Origin of the sequence: Streptomyces sp. NPDC058401 (assembly GCF_042722885.1) — a bacterium.
Classification (GTDB): Bacteria; Actinomycetota; Actinomycetes; order Streptomycetales; family Streptomycetaceae; genus Streptomyces.
In genome coordinates, this window is record NZ_JBHXKA010000125.1 from 1 (window position 1) to 23,736 (window position 23,736).

The 23,736-nt window shown below is 71.8% G+C and carries 23 protein-coding genes; 6 read left to right on the forward strand and 17 right to left on the reverse strand.

Features of this window, described 5'->3' with window-relative positions:
• Positions 1–50 precede the first annotated feature (50 nt).
• From nusB to ACFWNV_RS32075, 13 genes are all read right to left on the reverse strand, one after another.
• Positions 51–488: a transcription antitermination factor NusB gene (nusB, locus tag ACFWNV_RS32015; RefSeq protein WP_214948214.1), complete on the reverse strand. Its 438-nt coding sequence runs from the start codon at positions 486–488 to the stop codon at positions 51–53.
• Positions 489–490: 2 nt separating this feature from the next.
• Positions 491–1,057, reverse strand: a complete 567-nt coding sequence (gene efp, locus ACFWNV_RS32020) for an elongation factor P (protein WP_383953834.1) — start codon at positions 1,055–1,057, stop codon at positions 491–493.
• Positions 1,058–1,116: 59 nt separating this feature from the next.
• Positions 1,117–2,226: a M24 family metallopeptidase gene (locus ACFWNV_RS32025; protein ID WP_383953836.1), complete on the reverse strand. Its 1,110-nt coding sequence runs from the start codon at positions 2,224–2,226 to the stop codon at positions 1,117–1,119.
• Between the two features lie 100 nt (positions 2,227–2,326).
• Entirely contained in the window at positions 2,327–3,085 is a 759-nt protein-coding gene (locus ACFWNV_RS32030) for an AAA family ATPase (protein WP_383953838.1), read from the reverse strand.
• Positions 3,086–3,237: 152 nt separating this feature from the next.
• On the reverse strand, positions 3,238–4,329 hold the full coding sequence (aroB, locus tag ACFWNV_RS32035) for a 3-dehydroquinate synthase (protein ID WP_383953840.1): 1,092 nt from the start codon (positions 4,327–4,329) through the stop codon (positions 3,238–3,240).
• On the reverse strand, positions 4,326–4,808 hold the full coding sequence (locus ACFWNV_RS32040) for a shikimate kinase (protein WP_383953873.1): 483 nt from the start codon (positions 4,806–4,808) through the stop codon (positions 4,326–4,328). Before ACFWNV_RS32040 ends, aroB begins: the two co-directional genes overlap by 4 nt.
• Before the next feature lie 44 nt (positions 4,809–4,852).
• Positions 4,853–6,037, reverse strand: coding sequence for a chorismate synthase (gene aroC / locus ACFWNV_RS32045; RefSeq protein WP_383953842.1), 1,185 nt, complete (start codon positions 6,035–6,037; stop codon positions 4,853–4,855).
• Positions 6,038–6,215: 178 nt separating this feature from the next.
• A complete protein-coding gene (locus tag ACFWNV_RS32050; protein ID WP_383953844.1) occupies positions 6,216–7,043 on the reverse strand; it encodes a shikimate dehydrogenase in 828 nt (275 codons plus the stop codon).
• 6 nt (positions 7,044–7,049) lie between these two features.
• On the reverse strand, positions 7,050–8,792 hold the full coding sequence (gene mltG / locus ACFWNV_RS32055) for an endolytic transglycosylase MltG (protein WP_383953846.1): 1,743 nt from the start codon (positions 8,790–8,792) through the stop codon (positions 7,050–7,052).
• Positions 8,793–8,919: 127 nt separating this feature from the next.
• Complete coding sequence (gene ruvX / locus ACFWNV_RS32060) at positions 8,920–9,390, reverse strand: Holliday junction resolvase RuvX (protein ID WP_243334308.1); 471 nt, start codon at positions 9,388–9,390, stop codon at positions 8,920–8,922.
• A 2-nt stretch (positions 9,391–9,392) separates the two neighbouring features.
• On the reverse strand, positions 9,393–12,062 hold the full coding sequence (gene alaS / locus ACFWNV_RS32065) for an alanine--tRNA ligase (protein ID WP_383953848.1): 2,670 nt from the start codon (positions 12,060–12,062) through the stop codon (positions 9,393–9,395).
• Positions 12,062–12,409 carry a DUF6167 family protein gene (locus ACFWNV_RS32070; RefSeq protein ID WP_383953850.1) on the reverse strand — a complete coding sequence of 116 codons (348 nt, stop codon included), beginning with the start codon at positions 12,407–12,409 and terminating at the stop codon, positions 12,062–12,064. Before ACFWNV_RS32070 ends, alaS begins: the two co-directional genes overlap by 1 nt.
• Positions 12,410–12,417: 8 nt before the next feature.
• Positions 12,418–12,870 (reverse strand): DUF948 domain-containing protein, encoded by a 453-nt coding sequence (locus ACFWNV_RS32075; RefSeq protein WP_383953852.1) that lies wholly within the window; start codon positions 12,868–12,870, stop codon positions 12,418–12,420.
• Between the two features lie 169 nt (positions 12,871–13,039).
• On the opposite strand from ACFWNV_RS32075, the gene ACFWNV_RS32080 reads away from it, so the two are divergent.
• Positions 13,040–15,298 (forward strand): ATP-binding protein, encoded by a 2,259-nt coding sequence (locus tag ACFWNV_RS32080; RefSeq protein ID WP_383953854.1) that lies wholly within the window; start codon positions 13,040–13,042, stop codon positions 15,296–15,298.
• A gap of 37 nt (positions 15,299–15,335) precedes the next feature.
• On the opposite strand, the gene rpsD is transcribed toward ACFWNV_RS32080, so the two are convergent.
• Positions 15,336–15,947 carry a 30S ribosomal protein S4 gene (gene rpsD, locus ACFWNV_RS32085; RefSeq protein WP_112446798.1) on the reverse strand — a complete coding sequence of 204 codons (612 nt, stop codon included), beginning with the start codon at positions 15,945–15,947 and terminating at the stop codon, positions 15,336–15,338.
• Positions 15,948–16,002: 55 nt separating this feature from the next.
• Between rpsD and ACFWNV_RS32090 the strand changes: the two genes are divergently transcribed.
• Complete coding sequence (locus ACFWNV_RS32090) at positions 16,003–16,893, forward strand: DUF2470 domain-containing protein (protein ID WP_383953857.1); 891 nt, start codon at positions 16,003–16,005, stop codon at positions 16,891–16,893.
• Positions 16,894–16,918: 25 nt separating this feature from the next.
• Here ACFWNV_RS32090 and ACFWNV_RS32095 read toward each other — a convergent pair whose 3' ends face one another.
• From ACFWNV_RS32095 to ACFWNV_RS32105, 3 genes are all read right to left on the reverse strand, one after another.
• Positions 16,919–17,629: an HNH endonuclease family protein gene (locus tag ACFWNV_RS32095; protein WP_383953859.1), complete on the reverse strand. Its 711-nt coding sequence runs from the start codon at positions 17,627–17,629 to the stop codon at positions 16,919–16,921.
• 201 nt (positions 17,630–17,830) lie between these two features.
• A complete protein-coding gene (locus tag ACFWNV_RS32100; protein WP_383953861.1) occupies positions 17,831–19,186 on the reverse strand; it encodes a replication-associated recombination protein A in 1,356 nt (451 codons plus the stop codon).
• Between the two features lie 89 nt (positions 19,187–19,275).
• On the reverse strand, positions 19,276–19,911 hold the full coding sequence (locus ACFWNV_RS32105; RefSeq protein WP_383953863.1) for a vitamin K epoxide reductase family protein: 636 nt from the start codon (positions 19,909–19,911) through the stop codon (positions 19,276–19,278).
• 138 nt (positions 19,912–20,049) lie between these two features.
• On the opposite strand from ACFWNV_RS32105, the gene ACFWNV_RS32110 reads away from it, so the two are divergent.
• From ACFWNV_RS32110 to ACFWNV_RS32125, 4 genes are read left to right on the forward strand one after another with little or no spacing between them, the layout of a single operon-like run.
• Positions 20,050–20,976, forward strand: a complete 927-nt coding sequence (locus ACFWNV_RS32110) for an ABC transporter ATP-binding protein (RefSeq protein ID WP_383953865.1) — start codon at positions 20,050–20,052, stop codon at positions 20,974–20,976.
• Positions 20,973–21,803, forward strand: coding sequence for an ABC transporter permease (locus tag ACFWNV_RS32115; protein WP_383953867.1), 831 nt, complete (start codon positions 20,973–20,975; stop codon positions 21,801–21,803). Before ACFWNV_RS32110 ends, ACFWNV_RS32115 begins: the two co-directional genes overlap by 4 nt.
• Positions 21,761–22,999, forward strand: a complete 1,239-nt coding sequence (locus ACFWNV_RS32120; protein WP_383953869.1) for a sensor histidine kinase — start codon at positions 21,761–21,763, stop codon at positions 22,997–22,999. The genes ACFWNV_RS32115 and ACFWNV_RS32120 overlap by 43 nt, the downstream gene beginning before the upstream one ends.
• A 13-nt stretch (positions 23,000–23,012) precedes the next feature.
• Positions 23,013–23,645, forward strand: coding sequence for a response regulator (locus ACFWNV_RS32125; RefSeq protein ID WP_383953871.1), 633 nt, complete (start codon positions 23,013–23,015; stop codon positions 23,643–23,645).
• The last annotated feature ends 91 nt before the right edge of the window (positions 23,646–23,736 follow it).

Genomic DNA, 23,736 nt, shown 5'->3' on the forward strand with positions numbered 1-23,736 from the left:
GGCGGGGGGGGTGGGCGGGGGCCCCTCCGTTCACGCCGTACCGGCGCGCGTCAGCTCTCGCTGCGGCGCAGCTTCGGCTTGAGGTCCTTGAAGCGGCCGAGCAGCCCGTTCACGAACGAGGGCGACTCGTCCGTGGAGAACTCCTTGGCCAGCTGGACGGCCTCGTCGATGGCCACGGCGTCCGGGGTCCCGTCGACCCAGATCAGCTCGTAGGCACCGAGGCGCACGATGTTCCGGTCCACGACCGGCATGCGGTCGAGGTCCCAGTCCACGGCATAGGTGGCGATCAGATCGTCGATGCGGTCCACCTTGTCGGCGTACCCCTCGACGAGTTCCATGGTGAACTCGTTCACCGCGGGCTGGCGGTCGGTGTCCGACCGCGAGTGGCGGACCCAGTCCGCGAGGACCTCGCGCACGGAGACCCCGCGCTGGTCGGCCTCGAACAGGATCTGGAAAGCGCGCTTGCGCGCGTTGCTCCGGGCAGCCACGGTTAGCTGCTCACCCGGCCGAGGTAGTCGCCGTTGCGGGTGTCGACCTTGACCTTCTCGCCGGTGTTGACGAAGAGCGGGACCTGCATCTCGTAGCCGGTCTCCAGCTTCGCGGGCTTGGTACCACCGGTGGAGCGGTCGCCCTGGACACCCGGGTCGGTGTGCTCGATGACCAGCTCGACGGAGGTCGGCAGCTCGACGTAGAGCACCGCGCCCTCGTTCTGGGCAACGGAGGCGGTGAAGCCCTCGATCAGGAAGTTGGCGGCGTCGCCGACGACCTTGCGGTCGACCATCAGCTGGTCGAAGGTGTTCATGTCCATGAAGACGAAGTACTCGCCGTCCATGTAGGAGAACTGCATGTCACGGCGGTCGATGGTGGCCGTCTCGACCTTCGTGCCGGCGTTGAACGTCTTGTCGACGACCTTGCCGGAGAGCACGTGCTTGAGCTTGGTGCGCACGAAGGCCGGGCCCTTGCCGGGCTTGACGTGCTGGAACTCGACGACGGACCAGAGCTGGCCACCGTCGAGCTTGAGCACCATGCCGTTCTTGAGGTCGTTCGTGGAAGCCACGGTTTGGGAATCTCCTGCACTGGAAGACCACGGATGCGCGCACAGCCCGGCGACGCGGGCTAGAGCGCGAGCAGCTCCTTGGTCGTAATGGTGAGTAGCTCGGGACCGCCGTCCGCCTCGGGGCGCACGACGAGCGTGTCATCGATCCGGACACCGCCCCGGCCGGGGAGGTGAACCCCCGGTTCGACGGTGACCGGCACGCAAGCGTCCAGTTTACCCATGGCCGTAGGTGCAAGCTGCGGGTCCTCGTCGATTTCGAGACCGACTCCGTGTCCGGTCCACGCCGCGAGGGCCTCGCCGTGACCTGCGGAGTCGAGCACGGAGCGGGCCGCGTGATCCACATCTCGGTACGCGGCCCCGGGCAGCAGGGCCTCCCGGCCCGCCCGCTGGGCGGCGAAGACCAGGTCGTAGAGCTCGATCTGCCAGTCGGCGGGGGTCGTGCCGATCACGAAGGTGCGGCCGATCTCGCAGCGGTAGCCCCGGTAGTTCGCACCGAGGCAGACGGAGAGGAAATCACCCTCCTCGACCCGCCTGTCCGAGGGCCGGTGCCGGGAACGGCCGGAATGCGGGCCCGTGCCGACGGAGGTCGGGAAGGCCGGGCCGTCCGCCCCGTGGTCCACGAGCCGGCGTTCCAGCTCCAGCGCGAGGTGCCGTTCGGTGCGGCCCACCAGGATCGATTCGAGCAGCTCCCCGAGGGCCTGGTCGGCGATCTCGGCTGCGATCCGCAGGCAGGCGATCTCCTCCTCGTCCTTGACGAGGCGCTGCTGTTCCACGGCGTTGCCCAGATCCGCGAGGCGCAGTCCGGGCGCCACCGAGCTCAGGGCGCGGTGCCGGCCGACGGTGAGGTGGTGTTCCTCGACGGCGAGGGAATCGGCGCGGGCCGCGGAGGCCGCGTCGGCCGCCGCGACGGCGGGATCCGCCCCGGGCCCGGCCAGCACGGAGAACCGCAGGTTCTCGTCGAGCCTTCCCTCGTCGGCCTCCCCGGAGGGCTGCCCGGCGCAGAACAGCATGTCCTCGCCGCCCGGGCCGACCAGCAGCACGGCGCCCAGCGGCGACGCCCCGGAGAGGTAACGGACGTTCGCCGGACGCGTGATGAGTGCGGCGGCGTTTCCGGCGGCCGCACAGCGGTCGCGAAGCAGGCCCCGGCGGGCCGCGTACACGTCTGACATGTTTCCGAGCCTACGAGCGCTGCGCGCATCCGGCCTGGTGAGCGCAGCCGTACGGGGGCCGGGCCGGGCCCTGCGGGCGGGGATGGGGCAGGCCGGCCCGTCAATAGGCCGGCTGCGAGATGGCCCGGGCCAGGGTCTCGTCCAGGGCCCGGGCGGTGCCTTCGACGTCCAGGTGGGAGTTGTCGATGATCGGCAGCCCGGATCCGTACCAGCCGGCCATGCGGCCGTGGATCCGCGCGACCTCCTCGTCGGAGAGGCGCCGGTTGCCGGAGCGGGCGGCGTTGCGCTCCAGGACGATCTCCAGGCCCGGAAGCAGTACGACGGGCAGCAGCGCGGGGCCCACATGGCGCTTCCAGCCGCCGAGGCCCACCACCGGCCGGTCCGGGAACACGGCGTCGTCGAGGATGCAGGAGATCCCGTTGGCCAGGAAGTTGCGGGCGGCGAAGCCGCAGGTGCGGCGGGCGAGGCGGTACTGGGCCTCGGAGTGGTCGTTCCACCCGGCCTGCGGGTCCGCGAAGCCCGAGCACACCCATTCCCGTACGTCGTCGAGGCTGACGTGCGCGGTGGGGACGGGCCGGGTGCCGGCCCAGTGGCGGGCCACCGTGGTCTTGCCGGCCCCCGCGGGGCCGATCAGCAGGACCGCGAGGACGGCTCCGCCGGTGCCGGGTGCGGCGGGCGGCAGCGGGACGTGTCCGGTGAACCCGTCCGGCGGACCCGGAGCGGCCAGGGGCACCGCGGGCGCGGAGGGCGCGGGAGTCACGGGCCAGCCCGCGACGGGCGGTACTCCCGGCTGCGGGGGCGCCGCGGGCTGCCGGCTCCCCGGCGGCTCCCAGCCACCGCCTCCCACTCCTTGCTGCATCCGCTGCCACTCCGTCTCGTTCCACCACGACTGATGCGAGAACGTTATATGACCCCGGCGGCTTCCCGGGTCACCCGGTCGGGCGGACGGCCGGTTCAGGACGGTTCGGGCCGGTTCGCACCGGCCCGAACCGGATCAGGCATTGACCTGGATCAGGCGGTGACCTCGCCGAAGGCCGCCACGAGGACGGCCGGGTCCGGGCCCTCCAGGACGGTCGGCTTGGCCAGCCCGTCCAGGACGATGAAGCGCAGCAGGTCGCCCCGGGACTTCTTGTCGAGCTTCATGTTCTCCAGCAGCTTGGGCCACTGGTCGCCGCGGTAGGTCAGCGGCAGCCCCACCGAGGCCAGGACCGCCTTGTGCCGGTCGGCCGTCGCATCGTCGAGCCGGCCCGCGAGGCGGCCGAGTTCGGCGGCGAAGACCATGCCGATCGAGACGGCCGCGCCGTGGCGCCACTTGTAGCGCTCGTTCTTCTCGATGGCGTGCGCGAGGGTGTGCCCGTAGTTCAGGACCTCCCGCAGGCCCGACTCCTTGAGGTCGCTGGAGACCACGTCGGCCTTGACCTGGATGGAGCGGCAGATCAGCTCGGCCGTGTGCGGGCCGGCGGGCGTGCGCGCCGCCTCGGGGTCCGCCTCGATCAGGTCGAGGATCACCGGGTCGGAGATGAATCCGGCCTTGATGATCTCGGCGAGGCCGCTGACGTAGTCGTTGACCGGCAGCGAGTCCAGCGCGGCCAGGTCGCAGAGCACGCCGGCCGGCGGGTGGAAGGCGCCGACGAGGTTCTTGCCCTCGGCGGTGTTGATGCCGGTCTTGCCTCCGACGGCCGCGTCCACCATCGCCAGGATGGTGGTGGGGACGGCGATCCAGCGCACCCCGCGCAGCCAGGAGGCCGCGACGAAGCCCGCGAGGTCGGTGGTGGATCCACCACCGACGCCGACGATGGCGTCGCTGCGGGTGAAGCCGGACTGGCCCAGCGCCTTCCAGCAGTACGCCATCACCTCGGCCGTCTTGGCCTCTTCGGCGTTCGGCACCTGGATGGCGACGGCCTCGTACCCCTGCGCGGCGAGGTCGTCCCGCAGGGCCTCGCCGGTCGAGGCGAGGGCCTCGGGGTGGATCACGGCGACCCGCTGGGCCTTCGTACCGATCAGGGAGCCGAGCTCGCCGAGCAGCTGCCGGCCGACCAGCACCTCGTACGCGTCGTGTCCGGCGCTCGCGCCGACCTGGATCCGCGTCACCTGGTCTGTCATGCGTTCTTCAACTCCAGAGCGTCGAGGACCGCCTGGGCGACCTCTTCGGGGGTGCGGGCGTCGGTGGCCACCACGACGCGCGCGACTTCGGTGTACAGGGGGCGCCGGGCGTCCATCAGATCGCGCCACTGGCGGCGCGGGTTGACGGCGAGCAGCGGGCGCGCGGCGCCGAGGCCCACGCGCTTGACGGCTTCCTCGACGTCCATCGAGAGGTAGGCCACGGGCAGCCCGGTCAGCAGCTCGCGGGTCTTCTCGTCGAGGACGGCGCCGCCGCCGAGGGCGAGTACCCCCTCGTGTCCGGCGACGGCGGCGGCGACCGCCTCCCGCTCCAGCTCACGGAAGTACGGTTCGCCCTCGTCGATGAAGATGTCGGAGATCTCCCGGCCCTGGGCCGCGACGATGTCGGCGTCGGTGTCCCGGTAGGAGACTCCGAGCCGCTGGGCGATCAGCTCGCCCACGGTGGACTTGCCGGACCCCATGGGGCCGACGAGGACCACCAGGGGTCCGGTCGTACGGGCGCCGGTCACCGGATCTGCAGGTTGTCGAGGTACGAGCGGACGTTGCGGCGGGTCTCGGGGACCGAGTCGCCGCCGAACTTCTCCACGACGGCGTCGGCCAGCACCAGAGCGACCATGGCCTCGGCGACGATGCCCGCGGCGGGCACGGCACAGACGTCGGAACGCTGGTGGTGCGCGACGGTGGCCTCGCCGGTGGCGACGTCCACGGTCGCGAGGGCCTTCGGCACGGTCGCGATCGGCTTCATAGCGGCGCGCACGCGCAGCAGCTCGCCGGTGGTCAGACCGCCCTCGGTGCCGCCGGAGCGGCCGGTGGTGCGCTTGAGGCCCTCGGGGGTGGAGACGATCTCGTCGTGCGCCTGCGAGCCGGGCACGCGGGCGAGGTCGAAACCGTCGCCGACCTCGACGCCCTTGATGGCCTGGATGCCCATGAGCGCGGCCGCGAGGCGCGCGTCGAGGCGGCGGTCCCAGTGCACGTGCGAGCCGAGGCCGACGGGCACGCCGTAGGCGAGGACCTCGACGACGCCGCCGAGGGTGTCGCCGTCCTTGTGGGCCTGGTCGATCTCCGCGACCATCTGCTTCGACGCGTCGGCGTCGAGGCAGCGCACCGGGTCGGCGTCGAGCTTCTCGACGTCGGCGGGGGTCGGGTAGACGCCGTACGGGGCCTTGGCGGCGGCCAGCTCCACCACGTGGGAGACGATCTCGATGCCGGCCACCTCCTTGATGAAGGAGCGCGCGACGGCGCCGAGGGCGACGCGGGCGGCGGTCTCACGGGCGCTGGCGCGCTCCAGGATCGGCCGGGCCTCGGAGAAGCCGTACTTCTGCATGCCCGCGAGGTCGGCGTGGCCGGGGCGGGGGCGGGTCAGCGCGGCGTTGCGGCCGGTCTCCTTGAGGAGCGAGGGGTCGACCGGGTCGGCCGACATCACGGTCTCCCACTTGGGCCACTCGCTGTTGCCGATCATCACGGCGACCGGGCCGCCCTGCGACAGGCCGTGGCGGACACCGCCGAGGAAGGTGATCTCGTCCTGCTCGAACTTCATCCGGGCACCGCGGCCGTAGCCGAGCCGGCGCCGCGCCAGGTGTTCGGCCACCAGCTCTGTGGTGACCGGGACGCCGGCGGGAAGCCCCTCCAGCGTCGCTACCAGAGCCGGGCCGTGAGATTCCCCGGCCGTCAGCCAACGCAACCTGCTCAACGATGCTCCTCGTGCTCGCGCCTGATTCATCGATGGCGCGATCGGGTGCGCGGCCCGGACCCGCCTACACCCGATCCTCCCATGTCCGGGCCCGTACACCGCCCTCGGTCCAGCTATCGGACGGCGGCGCACCCGGGCCCGGGGTGACCTGTGGATCCAGGAAGGGACTGCGGTCCGCTCAGTGGCGGGCGCGCAGCGCCGCCTCGCCCGCGGCGCGCATGGCGGTGAGCGGAGCGGTGGGGCAGCCGGTCATCAGCTCGACCTGGAGGACCGCTTGGTGGACCAGGAGGTCGAGGCCGCCGAGGAGCTTGCCGCCGTGCCCCGTCCAGGCCGCGGCCAGCGGTGTGGGCCAGGGGTCGTACAGGACGTCGAAGAGGGTGCCCGCGTCGGCGGGCACGGAGGCGGCCAGCTCGTCCGTGGCGCCGGCCGGGGTGGTGGCGATGACCAGCGGCGCGGCGAGCGCCTCGGCCGCCCGCGACCAGTCGGCCGTCCGGACGTCCACGCCGAGCCGCTCGCCCCACGCCCGCATCTCCGCGGCCCGGGCCTCGGAGCGTACGTACGCGGTCACCTCGCCGGTGCAGATCCGGGCCAGGGCGGCGAGCGCCGAGGAGGCGGTGGCGCCCGCGCCGAGGACGGCGGCGGACTCCACCTTCTGGACTCCCTGCTCGCCCAGGGCGGCGAGCAGGCCGGGGATGTCGGTGTTGTCGCCGACCTTGCGGCCGTCCTCGGTGAAGACGACGGTATTGACCGTCTCCACGGAGGCGGCCGTATCGCTGATCTCGTCGAGCAGCGGGATGATCGCCCGCTTCAGCGGCATGGTCAGCGACAGCCCGGCCCACTCGGGGCCGAGCCCGGCCATGAAGCCGGGGAGCGCGGCCTCGTCGACCTCGAAGCGGTCGTACGACCGCTCCCCGAGGCCGAGCTCCTGGTACGCGGCGCGGTGCAGCACCGGCGAGAGGGAGTGCTCGATGGGAGAACCCAGCACCGCGGCCCGTATCCGTGACATGTCCTGCTACCCGCCGTTCTTCTGCTTCTGCCGTGCCTGGAACTCGGCCACGAGCTTGAGGTGCTCGTCGTAGGTCTTGGTGAAGGTCGTCTTGTTCTCGTCGACCGACACGAAGAACATCCAGCCGCCGTGGTCCGGGTCGAGGGTACCGGCCAGCGCGTCCGCGCCCGGGTTCCCGATCGGGCCGGGGGGCAGGCCCTTGACGTTGTGCGTGTTGTACGGGTTCACGAAGGCCTTCGCCTCGGTGAGGTTGAAGTTGATCTCGCTCTGGTTCTTGACGTAGTTGTACGTCGAGTCGAACTCGATCTTCTGGTTCGTGACGTCGTTGGTCTTCTTGAGGCGGTTGTAGACCACCTCCGCCATCTTCCGGAAGTCGTCGTGGTTCTTGCCCTCGGCGTTGACGAGGCTGGCGACCGTGATCACCTGGAGCGGGTTCTCCAGCCCCAGCTCCTTGGCCTTGCCCTCGACCCCGAGCTCCGTGTACTTGTCCGTGGCGTTCTTGACCATCTGCTTGAGCAGGGACTCCGGTGTGGTGTCCTTCTTCAGGTCGTAGCGCGCCGGGTACAGGAAACCCTCGAGCGGGTCGATGATCTTCGGGTCGTTGTTCGCCCAGGCCGGCAGGCCGAGGGACTTGGCCTCCTTCGAGGCGATGTCCTTGGTGGTGCCGGCCGGCTTCTCGAGCTTCTTGTCGATCGCGTCGTAGACCGTGCTGTTGCGCATGCCCTCGGAGACCGTGAGGACGTGCAGCTTGGAGGGGTCGGTCATGACCTCGACCGCGGCGGCCGCCGACATCTTCTTCCGCAGCGGATAGATGCCGGGCTGGATGGACATGCCGCCCTTGACGCCGCTCGCCGCGTCCACGAACGCCTGGGCGCTCGCGACGACGCCCTGCTCCTTGAGGATGCGGCCCATCTGGCCCAGGCCCGCGCCCTTGGGGATCTCCACGTCGACGGTCTCGTCGATGCCGGCGCCCGCGAAGTCCTCGGCCGCGCCGAACTTGTCCTTCAGGTAGCCGTAGCCGTAGTAGCCGCCACCGCCGAGCACGCCGACGATGACCACGGCCGCGATGAGGCAGGCCATGCCGCTGCGCTTCTTCGGCTGGCCGCCGGAGCGGCCCGACCGGCGGCCGCCGCGGCCGCCGCGTCCGCCGTCGTCGCCGTCACCGTCGTCCTCGCCACCGTCTCCGCCCGCGAGGAAGGAGTCCGCGGTCCCGTCGGTCCTGGCCTCTTCCTCCGGCCAGTCCTCCGCCGTGTCCAGGTGCCGCATGCTCGGGGGCCGCGGCGGCGGGAAGGCCTCGGGGGTGCCGTAGAGGTCGGGGGCCTCGCCGGGGTAGCCGTTCGTCTGCTGCTGCGCGTACGGATCCGCGCCCGCGTACGGGTCGGCGGCCTGCGGGGCCTGGGCGTAGTGGCCCTGCCCGGTGTCCCAGACCTGGCCCTGGCCCCCGTACGTCTCCTGCTGCTGGGCGTGCTGTTGGTGCTGCTGCGGGTGCTGGGCGTGCTGCTGCGGGTGCTGGGGATACGGCACCTGCTGCTGCGGGTACGGCATCTGCTGGGCCTGCGGGTACTGGCCCTGCTGCTGCGCGTAGTAGGCCTGCTGGGGCTGGGGCTCCTGCTGCTGGTACTGCTGCGGGCCTGCGACGTAGGGCGTCTGACCCTGCTGGGCCTCGTGCCCGGTCCACCCCTGGTCCCCGTACTGCGGGTCCTCGGGGTGCCACGGTTCGGGGCCAGGGCCCCGGCCATACTCAGTCATCGATCCCCTAGCGCGCCGCAGGGCGTTGGCCGCGACTCCGTCTGCCGCGACACACGGTTCCGCCTCTTCTGATGGGCGACGGCTGTTCGAATGCCGTCACATCGCGCGGAACGTTACCGTATCGCGATCAGACAACCACTTCGACGCACTCACCGGGCGGATTACCTGATACCCGTTCGGTCTCCAGGGCGTTCTGCAGGATCACCACGGCGGCAGCCTGGTCGATGACCGACCGGCTCTTCTTCGCGTTCTTCCCCGAGGCCCGCAGGCCCTGGGCGGCGGTGACCGTCGTCATCCGCTCGTCCACCAGACGCACCGTCACGGGCTTGATGCCCTTGGCGAGTTCCGTGGCGAAGGCGCGGCACTTGGCCGCGGCCGGCCCTTCCCGCCCGCTGAGCGAACGGGGCAGACCGACCACCACCTCGATGGGCTCGTACTCCGCGACGAGCTGCCGCAGCCGCCGGTGGGCGAAGGGGATGTCCCGGCCCGGAACGGTCTCCACCGGTGTGGCCAACACCCCATCGGGGTCGCACGAGGCGACCCCGATCCGGGCGTCACCGACATCGATGGCCAGACGGCGGCCGCGGCGCAGTGTCATCTTCAGGCCGTCTCTACGACGAGGCGCTCGACCGCGGCGATGGCCTCGGGGATGGCGGCCGGGTTCTGGCCACCGCCCTGGGCCACGTCCGGCTTGCCGCCACCGCCGCCACCGAGGGTCTTGGCGGCCGTACGGACCAGCTCGCCGGCCTTGAGACCGCGCTCGCGGGCGGCCTCGTTGGTGGCGATGACGGTCAGCGGACGGTCGTTGGCCGTGGTGAACAGGGCCACGACCACCGGGCGGTCGCCCTGGATGCGGCCGCGGACGTCGAGGACCAGCTTGCGCAGGTCGTCGGCGCCGGTGCCGTCCGGCACGGTGCCCACGACGAGGGCGACGCCGCGGATGTCCTGGGCGCCGGCGGCGAGACCGGCGGCGGCCTGGAGGACCTTCTCCGCGCGGAACTTCTCGATCTCCTTCTCGGCGTCCTTCAGCTTGCCGAGCATGGAGGCGATCTTCTCCGGAAGCTCCTCGGCACGGCCCTTGACCAGCTCCTGGAGCTGGGCGACGACCGTGTGCTCCTTGGCGAGGAAGTTGTAGGCGTCCACGCCGACGAGGGCCTCGACGCGGCGCACGCCGGAGCCGATGGAGGACTCGCCGAGCAGCTTCACCAGGCCCAGCTGGGCGGTGTTGCCGACGTGGGTGCCGCCGCACAGCTCCTTGGAGAAGTCGCCGATGGTCACGACGCGCACGCGCTCGCCGTACTTCTCGCCGAACTCGGCGATGGCGCCCTGCTTCTTCGCCTCGTCGATGCTCATGATCTCGGCGGTGACGTCGAGCTCGCGCGAGAGCACGTCGTTGATCTTGTGCTCCACGTCGGTGAGGACCGAGCCGGGCACCGCGTTCGGCGAGCCGAAGTCGAAGCGGAAGCGGCCGGGCGAGTTCTCGGAACCGGCCTGGGCGGCCGTCGGGCCGAGCGCGTCGCGCAGGGCCTGGTGCGTCAGGTGGGTGGCCGAGTGGGCGCGGGCGATGGCCCGGCGGCGCTGGATGTCGATGGCGGCGTACGCGGAGGCGCCCACCGTCACTTCGCCGACCTGGACGGAGCCCTTGTGCACGGAGACGCCGGGCACCGGCTGCTGCACGTCGCGGACGACGATGACGGCGCCCGAGTCGAGCTTGATGCGGCCCTGGTCGGCGAGCTGGCCGCCGCCCTCGGCGTAGAAGGGGGTGCGGTCCAGGACGACCTCGACCTCGTCGCCCTCGGAGGCGGCGGGCGCGGAGACGCCGTTGACCAGGAGGCCGACGATGGTGGACTCGCCCTGGTTGGTGGCGTAGCCGGTGAACTCGGTGGCGCCGGAGCCGTCGGCGATCTCCCGGTAGGCGGACATGTCCGCGTGGCCGGTCTTCTTGGCCTTGGCGTCGGCCTTGGCGCGGTCGCGCTGCTCCTGCATCAGGCGGCGGAAGCCGGGCTCGTCCACGGCGAGGCCCTGCTCGGCGGCCATCTCCAGGGTGAGGTCGATCGGGAAGCCCCAGGTGTCGTGGAGCAGGAACGCCTTGTCGCCGGCCAGGATCGTGCCGCCGGCGGCCTTGGTCTCGCTGACGGCGGTGTCGAGGATGTTGGTGCCGCCCTTGATGGCCTTGAGGAAGGCGGCCTCTTCGGCGAGCGCGACGGTCTCGATGCGCTTGCGGTCGGTCACGAGCTCCGGGTACTGCTGCCCCATCGTCTCGATGACCACGTTGACCAGGTCCTGGACGACCGGACCGGTGGCGCCCATGAGGCGCATGTTGCGGATGGCTCGGCGCATGATGCGGCGCAGCACGTAGCCGCGGCCCTCGTTGCCGGGGGTGACGCCGTCGCCGATGAGCATGGCGGAGGTGCGGATGTGGTCGGCGACCACGCGCAGCGAGACGTCCGTGCCCTGGGCGGCGCCGTACTGCACGCCGGTCAGCTCGGTGGCCTTGTCCATGACCACGCGCAGGGTGTCGGTCTCGTACATGTTCTGTACGCCCTGCAGGATCATGGCGAGGCGTTCGAGGCCGAGACCGGTGTCGATGTTCTTCGACGGCAGGTCACCGAGGATCGGGAAGTCTTCCTTCCCGTCGCCGGCGCCGCGCTCGTACTGCATGAAGACCAGGTTCCAGATCTCCACGTAGCGCTCGTCGTTGACGGCGGGGCCGCCCTCGACGCCGAACTCGGGGCCGCGGTCGTAGTTGATCTCCGAGCAGGGACCACAGGGGCCCGGGACGCCCATGGACCAGAAGTTGTCCTTCTTGCCCAGGCGCTGGATGCGCTCCTGCGGAACGCCGACCTTGTCGCGCCAGATGGCCTCGGCCTCGTCGTCGTCGAGGTAGACCGTGATCCAGAGCTTCTCGGGCTCCAGGCCGTAGCCACCGTCCGCCACGGAGCTGGTGAGCAGCTCCCAGGCGTACTTGATGGCGCCTTCCTTGAAGTAGTCACCGAAGGAGAAGTTGCCGCACATCTGGAAGAACGTGCCGTGGCGGGTGGTCTTGCCGACCTCTTCGATGTCCGGCGTACGGACGCACTTCTGCACGCTGGTGAGCGTGGACGCGGGCGGCTTGACCTCGCCGAGGAAGTACGGCTTGAACGGCACCATGCCCGCGGGCACCAGCAGCAGAGTCGGGTCGTCCGCGATGAGCGACGCCGAAGGGACAACGGTGTGACCGCGCTCCTCGAAGAAGCTCAGCCAGCGGCGGCGGATTTCAGCCGACTCCATCAGTGGTCCTCATTCCGGTTGTACGTAACCTTCGAAAACTGGTTCTTGGTCTGGTCGTGCTCGATGGCCCGCAGTCTCCGCGGCCCGGGAAGGGCGGTGACGTTGGCGGGCAGGTCGGGATCCTGCTGGAGTCCCAGTGCGTCGTTCAGCTCGTCCTCGCGCTGCGACATTCCCGACTTGACGTCGAGGGCGAAGTCCTTGAGGCGGTGGCCCGCCTCGATCGCCTTGTCGGCGGCCTGGGCGGCGAGGCTCTCCGGCGTCAGCTTCTTGAGCTGCCGGTTGACCTTGGTGGTGGCCCACACGCCGGCGGCCGCGCCGGCGGTGAACCAGAAGGCTCGGCGGAACATCGGAGATCTCAGCCCTTCTGCTTCCGGCGCCGGGCCGCAGGCACCGTACGGCCCACGATCACGGTCCGTCGGGAGGTCTTGCCCGGCGCGTCCTCGGGGGTCGCCCCGCCCTTGCTCCCGCCCTTGCCCAGCGCCTTGCGGACGCCGTAGCCGAAGGCCGCGACCTTGACGAGCGGGCCGCCGAAGGTGGACGCCACGGTGGAGGACAGGGCGGAGGCGTTGGAGGTGACTTCCTGTACGTCGCTCGCGATGGCGTCGACCCGGTCGAGCTGGGTGCGGGCGGAGCGGACGGTGGTGGAGGCGTCCGCGAGCAGCGGGACGGCCTGCTCGGTCACGTCGGCCACCAGCTTGGTGGTCGCCTTGAGCACCTGGGCCAGCCTCACCAGCACCACGGCGAGGAACGAGACCAGGATGGCCCAGAAGACGGCCACGAGGATCCCGGCCACCTCTCCACCGGACACGTGCACACCGCTCTCTACAGATTGATCACCAAGCGAAAAAGTCGTCCTCCGACCCTATCGCGCCGGAGATCCGCCGCAGTACCGGAATTCCGGGGCGCCGCCCGCGCCGGGCGCCCCGGACCGACCCGCGTTGTACGCAGCGCACGCGGACCAGTACGCTCCGTGTCCCATGCGACAAAGACCCATTCCACGAAGGACGCCGGGCAATCTTCCCTCGGACCTGAGCGGCTTTGTCGGGCGGGGCGGGGAGCTCTCCGAACTGGGGCGGCTGCTGGACGCCTCGCGGCTGGTCACGGTGACCGGCGCGGGCGGCGTGGGCAAGACCCGCCTGGTCCTGGCCGCGGCCAGGGCGGCGGCCGACGCGGCGGCCGGTCCGGTCCGCCCTTCCGATGCGGGCGGCCCCGCGGATCCGGCGCAGGAACGCTACTTCGACGGGGTGTGGCTGGCCGAGCTGGCCTCCGTACGGGATCCGGCGCTGCTGGAGCTGACGCTCGCCGAGGCCCTCGGGCTGACCGACCACACCACCCGGCCGCCCCGGGCGGTCCTTGCCGAACACCTGGCCGAGCGGCGGCTGCTGCTGGTCCTGGACGGCTTCGAGCAGCTCGTCGACGAGACCGCGGACCTGGTACGGGACCTCCTGCGCCGCTCCCCCGGCCTGCGCGTGCTCGCCGCCGGCCGGCGGCCGCTGACCCTCGACGGGGAACTGTCCTGGCCGCTGGCCCCGCTGGATCCGGAGGAGGCCCTGGCCCTGCTGATCGAGCGGACCTCGGCGGCCGACCCCGCCTTCGCCCTGACGGAGGCCAACCGGGCCCTCCTGGCCGAGCTCTGCGCCCGCCTCGACGGCCTGCCGCTGGCGCTGGAGCTGGCCGCGGGCCGGCTGCGCACCCTGTCGCCGGCCCAGGTGCTGTCCCGGCTGGAGGACCGCTTCGCCCTGCTGACGGGCGGCTCGCGCGGTGCGCTGCCCCGGCACCGGGCGCTGCGCACGGCGATCGGCTGGAGCCACGAGCTGTGCACGGCCGGGGAGCGGCTGCTGTGGGCGCGGCTCTCGGTGTTCGCCGGGCAGTTCGACCTGGACGCCGCCGAGTACGTGTGCGCGGGGCCCGACCTGCCGGTGGACTCGGTGCTGGACCTGGTCGGGGAGCTGCTGGGGCAGTCCCTGCTGGTCCGGGAGGAGACGCCGGCCGGGGTCCGCTACCGGATGCTGGAGAGCGTACGGATCTACGGGGCGGGCTGGCTGGAGTCGCTGGGCGACGCCCGGCGGCTGCGGCGAAGGCACCGGGACTGGTACATGGGCCTGGCGACCTGGTGCGAGCTGGACTGGTTCAGTCCGCGCCAGGAGGAGGTGGCCGCGCTGGTGGAGGCGGAGCTGCCGAACCTGCGGCTCGCGCTGGAGTGCTGCCTGGACGAGCCGGAGGAGATCCACCTGGGCCAGTACCTGGCGGGCACCCTGTGGTTCTTCTGGGCCGGCTGCGGCCGGCTCACCGAGGGCCGGCACTGGCTGGACCGGACCCTGGAGGGCGACCTCGGGCTCGCCGGGCCGGAGTACGAGAGCTCCCGGCTCAAGGCGCTGTGGGTGCTCGGGTACGTCGCGGCCCTCCAGGGCGACTCGGTGGCCTCGATGAGCGCGCTGTACGAGTGCCGGGACGGGGCCGCGCGGAGCGAGAACCCGGTGGCGGCGGCGTACGCCGTGCACCGGATGGGCTGCCTGTCCCTGGTCTCGGACGACATGACCCGGGCCGGGGAGCTGCTGGGCTCGGCGCTGGAGCGCTACCGGGAGGCCGGGGAGCTCAACAGCAACGTGCTGATGTGCCAGGTGGAGCTGGCGATGGCGCTGGCCTTCCAGGGGGACCTGGCGGGCGCGCTCTCCCTGTGCCGGGAGGTCCGGGACATCTGCGAGGAGCGCGGGGAGCGCTGGACCAAGGCGTACGCCCTGTACGTCCTGGCGTACGCGGCGCTGGACACCGGGGGCACGGCCGAGGCGCGGCGGCTGCTGGCCGAGTGCGTGGCCATCAACCACACCTTCCGCGATCTGGTCGGGCTGGTGCTGGCGGTGGAGCTGCTGGCGCTGGTCACGGTGGCCGAGGGGCATCCGGCGGAGGCGGCGGTGCTCCAGGGCGCGGCGGAGCCGCTGTGGGACGGGGTGGGGATGCGGCTGTTCGGCTCGGGGTACTTCAACGCCCCGCGGCTGATGTGCCAGGAGCGGGCGGGCGAACTGCTGGGCGCCGAGCGGTACGCGTCCTGCGCCCGGCACGGCCGGACCCTGTCGCTGGACGCCCTCGTGGAGCGCGCACTGCGGGGGCCTGAGCCGGCGCCCGTCACGGCGGGGCCGCTGCCGAGGCCGCGCGCCGCCGCGGAGCGGCCGATGGCGCACCCGGGGGCGAAAAGCAGGAAACCCGCCGGCTCCCCCGAGGGGGAACCGGCGGGCTGAACCAGCCTGTGAGGCTACGTCCGCTGGTGTTGCTCGATCAGCGGGCGTAGTACTCGACGACGAGCTGCTCGTCGCAGATGACCGGGATTTCCTTGCGGTTCGGGTCGCGGTCCAGGCGGAAGGCCAGGGCCTTCAGGTTGACCTGCAGGTAACGCGGGGTTTCGCCCTCGCCTGCGTAGCCACCCTCACGGGCAACCTGGAACGGAACCTTCTCGCGGCTGCGCTCGCGCACCGTGATGACGTCGTCCGGACGGACGCGGAACGACGGCTTGTCGACCTTGTCGCCGTTGACCTCGATGTGGCCGTGAACGACCATCTGACGGCTCTGGTAGATGGTGCGGGCGATGCCCGAACGCAGGACCAGGGCGTCGAGGCGACGCTCGAGCTCGACGACCAGCGCCTCGCCCGTCTTGCCTTCGGCCTTCTTGGCGCGGTCGTACGCGCGGGCCATCTGACGCTCAGAGATGTCGTACTGAGCGCGCAGACGCTGCTTCTCCAGCAGACGAACCTTGTAGTCCGAGTTCTGCTTGCGGCCACGGCCGTGCTCGCCCGGCGGGTAGGGGCGGGCCTCGAAGTACTTGACGGCCTTCGGGGTCAGCGCAATGCCGAGGGCACGCGACTTCTTGACCTTGGGTCGCTTCTGGTTCACGTGGAACCTACCTCCATGTAAGTTAGGTGAGGCTTACCTTAGCGAGGAGGACGTAATGTCTCGACCACATGGGATCCCCCTGCCCAGTGCGCACCGAAGTTCAGATCCAAACGAAACAGGATCTGCTTTCGGCGACGATAGGCAAGGTCAGCCGCGTCCCAGGGAAGGCGTTCGGCAGCTCACCGGAGCCGAACGCGTACGAACCCTCGTAGAGTCCAACGCCTCAGTATCCCTCACGCTCCCGGGTGCTTATGACCGGGAGGAGCTCGGGACAGGGCTGCCGGCCGCAAGGACCGTCACCCCGGACGGGGACGTGATTCTCCTGGTATCAGGGGAATCCGTGGCTGCCAGGGCAGCCGCTCACGCCCAGGACGACGACCTCACCGCCGTGATCGAGATCACGGATGTGGCGCCGGTGTCCGTGCCCCATCGTATCCGAGGCCGCGCCTGGCTCGCCGGGTGGCTCACACCGGTGCGCGGGGCCGAAGAACGGGCGGCCTGCGCGGCCCTGCTGGCGGAGCGCCACCCGGTCGGCGAACTCCTCGGGATGTCCGAGTCGCTCGACGCCACGGCCTCCGGCCGGCCCGCGTGGATGCTGCTGCGCCTGGAGGTCGGCGAGATCTCCGTGGACGACCTGTGGGGCGCCGAGCACGTGGACCCGGAGCTGCTGGCCGCGGCCGAGCCCGACCCGATGGTGGCCCACGAGACGGAGCTCCTCCAGCACCTGGCCTCCTCGCACGGAGACCGGATGGGTGACCTGTGCGCCCTGCTGGGCACCCGGGAGGCGGCAGACCTGACGGCGATCCCGCTCGCCCTCGACCGGCTGGGCCTGCGCGTGCGCTTCACCCGCGGCGCCACCGCCTTCGACGCCCGCTTCGACTTCCCGGAGCCGGTGACCGACGTCTGCGGCCTGCGCCGGGCGATGAGCACGCTGTTCGCCGGCTAGCCGGGCGGGGCTCCGGGCGGCGGGCCTACGGGCAGGTCGCGAGCATCTCCTGCAGCGCCTGCTTCTCCGGCGGGGTCACCGAGAGCCGGTACTTCGCCTTGATGCCGGTGTACCGCCGCGCGTACTCGCACCAGTAGCCCTTCTGGGGCGGCTTCCACTTGTCCGCGGTCTTGCTGCTCTTCTCGTAGTTCGTCTGCTTGTCCACGGCGAGCAGCACGTCCAGGTCGTTGGCGTACTCCAGGCGCCGCTGCGGGGTCCAGGCGTACGCGCCCCCGCGCCAGGCGGCGCCCAGGGCGACGACGTGGTCGGTCTGGATCTGCGAGGCCCGGCGGTAGGTATAGGGGAGCTCCTTCCCCGTGTACGGGTCCTTCAGCACTCCGGAGAGCACGACGCAAGGGTTCCTGTCGCCCTCGCGCAGCTCCCGGAGGTCCCGGCGCAGGACGTCGTCGCGGGTGTCGCACCCGTTGCGGCCGCCGATGGCGTCGGTCTCGTCGGACCAGTACTTGCCGAAGTTCTCGCGCTTGTACGTCTCCCAGTTCTTGCCCCACTCCACCTTGAGCCCGCCCAGCCCGGCCTTGGCGGCGGCCGCGGTGGGCGGGAAGCCGGGGCTCGCGAGGGGGACCTGGGCGACGAGTGCGGCGGCGCTGGCCTGCGCCCTCTCGGCGTCTCCGTGGTGGCAGCCGCCGAGCAGCAGTACGGCTGCGCTCGCGGCGATCCACGCGGTGGCACGTCCCATGCGACGGAGCCTAGGCCCGGCCCTCGTACCCGGCGCCCGCGACACGACGCCGCTGCGCGGGGCGAAGTCCCCTACCCGCCCTTCCACCGTTCCCTGGGGCTCCGCCCCAGACCCCGCTCCTCAAACGCCGGAGGGGCTGGATTTTCCAGCGGTCAGAGGAGCAGGGGTCCGGGGACTGGTCCCCGGGAACGGTGCCGCGGGTCAGGACCCGGCGCCGCGGAGCCGCTCGCGGACCTTTTCGACCACGTCGGCGTAGCGGGCTTCGGCCCCGTACCGGGTGGGCTCGTAGTAGCGCTTCCCGTGGACCTCGTCCGGCGCGTACTGCTGCGCAGCAATCGCGCCGGGCACGTCGTGCGGGTACACGTACCCCACGGCGTGCCCCAGCTTCGCCGCCCCCTTGTAGTGCCCGTCACGCAAGTGCGCCGGCACGGATCCCGCCAGACCCGCCCGGACATCGGCCAGCGCCGCGCCGATCGCGGTCGTCGCGGTGTTCGACTTCGGGGCCAGGGCCAGCGCGATCGTCACGTGCGACAGGGTGAGCGAGGCCTCCGGGAAGCCGATCATCGCCACCGCCTGGGCGGCCGCCACCGCGAGGGGCAGGGCCGTCGGGTCGGCCAGCCCGATGTCCTCGCTCGCCGAGATCATCAGCCGGCGCGCGATGAACCGGGGGTCCTCCCCCGCTTCGATCATCCGCGCCAGATAGTGCAGCGCCGCGTCCACGTCCGAGCCCCGGATCGACTTGATCAGCGCGCTGGCCACGTCGTAGTGCTGGTCGCCGTCCCGGTCGTACTTGACCGCGGCCCGGTCGACGGCCTCCTCCACCGTCTGGAGGCTGATCTCGGGCTCGCCCTTGGCGATCGCCGAGCCCGCGCCCGCCTCCAGGGCCGTCAGCGCGCGCCGCGCGTCGCCGCCGGCGATCCGCAGCAGGTGCGCCTCCGCGTCCGGCGGCAGGGTGACCGCGCCGCCGAGGCCCCGCTCCTCCGTGAGCGCCCGGTGCATCAGGGCGCTCAGGTCCTCGTCCGTCAGCGGCTCCAGCGTCAGCAGCAGCGAGCGGGACAGCAGCGGGGAGATGATCGAGAAGTACGGGTTCTCCGTGGTCGCGGCGATCAGCGTGACCCAGCGGTTCTCCACGGCCGGCAGCAGCGAGTCCTGCTGCGCCTTGCTGAAGCGGTGGATCTCGTCGAGGAAGAGGACGGTGTCCTTGCCGTATCCGCCGGCCGCCCGCTTGGCGCCCTCGATGACGGCCCGTACTTCCTTCACCCCGGCGGTGATCGCGGACAGCTCGACGAACCGCTTCTTCGTCGCCTGGCTGACCACGTACGCGAGGGTGGTCTTCCCGATGCCCGGCGGGCCCCAGAGGATCACCGAGGAGGCACCGGCGGGACCGCCCGCCCCGTCCCCGACGAGCCGCCGGAGCGGGGAGCCCTGCTTCAGCAGGTGCTGCTGACCGACGACCTCGTCCAGGGTGCGCGGGCGCATCCGGACGGCGAGCGGAGAACTGGAGGGGTCCTTCGCCTGGCGGTCCTCGGCGGCGGCGGTGAAGAGATCTGGTTCCACACCGGAAGCCTATGCGAGGCCACCGACACTCCCGCCCGGCACGTCGGCCGGGCCCGGGAGGCCCGGGAGGCCCGGGAGGCCCGGGAGGCTCAGGAGGTCCAGAAGTCCCACCAGCGGGTCAGGATCAGCATGCCGATGATCCCGATGTGCAGGACGGGCAGCACCCAGGTGAACTCGTCGAAGAAGGCGCGCAGCCAGCCCGGGGCCGGCAGCAGCCGGTTGCGGACGTTGTGCGAGGTGACGTACCAGAACATGACGATGGTGGCGACCCAGGCGAGGCAGCACCACAGGCACAGCGAGTTGATGTTGTACAGCGACTGGTACATCAGCCAGGTGCAGAAGCCGACGCCGAAGAGCATCCCGGCGTTCAGGGTGAGCCAGTACCAGCGGGGGAAGCGCGCCCGTGCGAGCAGGCTCATGCCGACGCACACGACCATGCCGTAGGCGACCAGCCCCAGCATCGGGTTCGGGAAGCCGAAGACGGCGGCCTGGTCGCTCTTCATGATGTTGCCGCAGGAGACGATCGGGTTGAGGCTGCAGCCCGGGGTGAAGTTCGGGTCTTCCAGCAGCTTGAACTTGTCGATCGTGATGACCCAGGCGGCGAGCAGTCCCGCGGCTCCCGTGATCACCAGCAGCAGGGCGAGCGCCCGGCTGCCGCCGACGGCCGTCCGCGGCTCGGCGGCGGTGTCCGTGTCGGTCCCTCGTTCGGTCCCTCGTGTCGTCATCCCGCCCGCTCCACATCTGCAAGGTCAACAAGCACCGGCCATTGTGCCGTACCCGCCCGGACTGTCCACCGTTCGACGGACGGGAGGGGGTACGCACGGGGGGACCGGTGGCCGGGCTTCCGCCACACCATGGGAGACATGACACAGAACGCGGTGGAAGTACGGGGGCTCCGCAAGCAGTACGGCGCAGTCACCGCGGTGGACGGACTGGACCTGACGATCCGGCGGGGCGAGGTCTTCGGCCTCCTGGGGCCCAACGGCGCCGGCAAGAGCACCACGGTGGAGATCCTGCAGGGGCACCGGGCCCGGGACGGCGGCGAGGTCTCGGTCCTGGGGGCGGACCCCGCGCGGGCCGGGCGGGCCTGGCGTTCGCGCGTCGGGATCGTCTGGCAGGACGAGTCGGCGCCCGCCGAACTCACCGTACGGGAGACGGTCGGGCACTTCGCCCGCTACTACCCGGCCCCTCGGGACCCGGCCGAGGTCATCGCCCTCGTGGGCCTGGAGCACAAGCGCGACGAACGGGTGAAGGGGCTGTCCGGCGGCCAGCGGCGCCGCCTCGACGTGGCGCTCGGCGTCATCGGAGACCCCGAGCTGCTGCTCCTGGACGAGCCGACCACCGGCTTCGACCCGGCGGCCCGGCGGCAGTTCTGGGAGCTGATCCGGCAGCTCGCCGACGGCGGCACGACCGTCCTGCTCACCACGCACTACCTGGAAGAGGCCGAGGCCCTCGCCGACCGCCTCGCGGTGATCGCCCGCGGCCGGGTGGTCGCCGAGGGGGTACCGGCCGAGCTCCGCACCCGCTTCGGCTCCGGCGCCACCGTCGAGTGGACCGACCCGGACGGCACCCCGCGCAGCATCGCCACCGGGACCCCCACCCGGACCGTCACCGAGCTGGCGGCCCGCTTCGACGGCGAGATCCCGGGGCTGAAGATCGCCCGGCCCACCCTGGAGGACGTGTACCTGCGCCTCACGGGCCGGCTCGACCGGGCGGACCTGCCCGACCAGGCCGGCCCCGACAGCCGCCCCGGACGGCCCGCCCTCACGCAGCCGGAGGAAGCCCGATGAGCACCGACGTCACCAAGCCGGCCCCGGCCCTGCCCGGCGCCTGGGCCCTGGGCCTGTCCCGAGGGGCCCTGGAGATCAAGCAGTTCGCCCGTCAGCGCGACGCCGTGATCTTCACCTTCGCCTTCCCCATCGTCTTCCTCGCCCTCTTCGCCTCGATCTTCAGCGGCACGGTCGAGGGAACCGGGATCAACGCTTCCCAGCTCTACGCGGCGGGCATGGTCGCCGCCGGAATCATGTCCACCAGCTTCCAGTCCCTCGGCATCTCCATCGCCGTCGAACGCGACGAGAAGGTGCTGCGGCGCCTGCGCGGTACCCCGATGCCCCCGGCCGCGTACTTCCTCGGCAAGGTCTGGATGGTGCTCGCCACCGGGCTCGCCGAGACCGCGATCCTGCTGCTCGTCGGCATGACCCTCTTCGGCCTCGACCTCCCGGCCACCACCGGGAAGTGGCTCACCTTCGGCTGGATCTTCGTCCTCGGTCTGGCCGGCTGCGCCCTGCTCGGCATCGCCATCAGCAGTCTGCCCAAGTCCGGCAAGAGCGCGAGCTCGGTGGTCGTCCTGCCCTTCCTGGTCCTCCAGTTCATCTCCGGCGTCTACATCCCGGTCAACCAGATCCCCGACTGGCTGCTGAACATCGGCGCGCTGTTCCCGCTCAAGTGGATGTGCCAGGGGCTGCGGGGCGTGTTCCTGCCCGAGTCCGCGGCCGTTCTCGAACAGGCCGGCGGCTGGGAGTATGGGCGGGTCGCCCTGGTCCTGGGGGCCTGGGTCGTCGGAGGGCTGGTGCTGTGCCTGCTGACCTTCAGGTGGAAGAGCCACCGCGACGGCTGACCGTCTTCGCCAAGGCGGCCGGAGCGCGCGAGTCCCACGTCTGGGACCGCGCGTTCGGGCCGTGGGTCCTCTACTTCGCGGTCGTGTGGGTCGCCACCGCGGCCTTCATCCTCGGCGCGGACTTCCCGGCGCTGCCGTACCGGGTCCTCGCGGTGGGCCTGCTCGCCCTCCTGGTCCCCTGGTTCCTCAGCGCCGGACGCCCGCTCCTCGTGCGGGCGCCCGGCGCCGAACCCCGCTCGACCACCCGCTACCTGGGCGTGGCGCTGGCCCTCTTCCTGCCCGCCGCCTCCCTCGCCGGCGAGACCCGGCTGATCACCTTCGCCCTCGTCCCGCAGTGCTTCATGCTGCTTCCCCTGCGGCGCGCGATCGGTGCGGTGGCCCTGGTGTCGCTGCTGCCGGTGGCCGGCTGGGCACTGTTGTGGCGGCCGGAGGGCATCCACCTCTTCGTGAGCGCGATCAGCGCGCTCGTCACCTTCGCCTTCTCCGCCTTCTTCGGTGCCTGGACCGTCCGGATCATCGAGCAGAGCCAGGACCGGGCCTCCCTCATCGCGGAACTGGACGCCAGCCGGGAGGAGGTGGCCCGGCTCTCCGCCGAACGCGGCGCCCACGCCGAAAGGGAACGCATGTCCCGCGAGATCCACGACACCCTCGCCCAGGGCTTCACCAGTCTGCTGATGCTCGTACAGGCCGTGCAGTCGGAGCTGGACACCGATCCGGAGCGGGCCCGGCACCATCTGGAACTGATGGCCGTCACCGCCCGGCAGAACCTGGCCGAGGCCCGCGCCCTGGTGGCGGGCGGCGCGCCCGCCGATCTCGACGGCGGCTCGCTGCCCGACGCGGTACGGCGGCTCGCGGCCCGGCAGGATCCGCCGGCGGCCGTCTCGGTGACCGGGGAGGTCCGGCCGCTGGCCGCGGTCCTGGAGGTGGTGGCCCTGCGCTCCTGCCAGGAGTCCCTGTCGAACGCGGCCAAGCACGCCGGACCGCTGGCCCGCTGCACGGTGTCCCTCGCCTACGGCGCCTCCGCCCTGACCCTCACGGTCCGGGACACCGGCCGGGGCTTCGACCCGGCCGCCCCCGCACCGGGCTACGGCCTGCGGGGCCTGTCCGCCCGCGCGGCCGAGATCGGCGGCACGGCCGCGGTCGACAGCGCCGCCTCGGCCGGCACCACCGTCACCGTCACCCTCCCGATCCGCTGAGGAGCCGTACGAGATGATCCGCATCCTGCTGGCCGACGACCACCCGGTGGTACGGGAGGGGCTGCGCGGCATGCTCAGCGCCGAACCGGACCTGGAGGTCGTCGCGGAGGCCGCGAACGGTCCGCAGGCGGAGGCCCTGGCCGCGCGGCTGGCCCCCGGAGGCGGCCTGGACCTGATCCTGATGGACCTGCGGATGCCGGGCGGCGACGGAGTCGAATCGATCGCCCGCATCACGGCGGCCCGGCTGCCGGTACGGGTCGTGGTGCTGACCACGTACGAGGAGGACCGGGACATCCTGCGGGCGGTGGAGGCGGGGGCGGCGGGCTACCTGCTGAAGGACATGGCGCGGGCGGAACTGGCGGCCGCGGTCCGGGCGGCCGTGCGGGGCGAGACGGTTCTCGCGCCGACGGTGGCGGGCCGGCTGGTGGACCGGCTCCGCGCCCGGCCGTCGCTGCCGCGGCTCTCCGAGCGGGAGGTGGCGGTGCTGCGGCTGGTCGCGGAGAAGGCGACGAACGCGGACATCGGCCGCCGTCTCTTCGTGGCCGAGTCCACGGTCAAGACGCACATGCTGCGCATCTTCGGCAAGCTGGAGGTCGCCGACCGCACGGCCGCGGTGACGACCGCCATGCGGCACGGCCTGCTGTAGCGGCGTCCGCTGCGCGGAGCTTTCCCCCACCCCGCCCCTTCCCGAAACCGGGGCTCCGCCCCGGACCCCGTTTGCGGGCGCTGCATGTAGC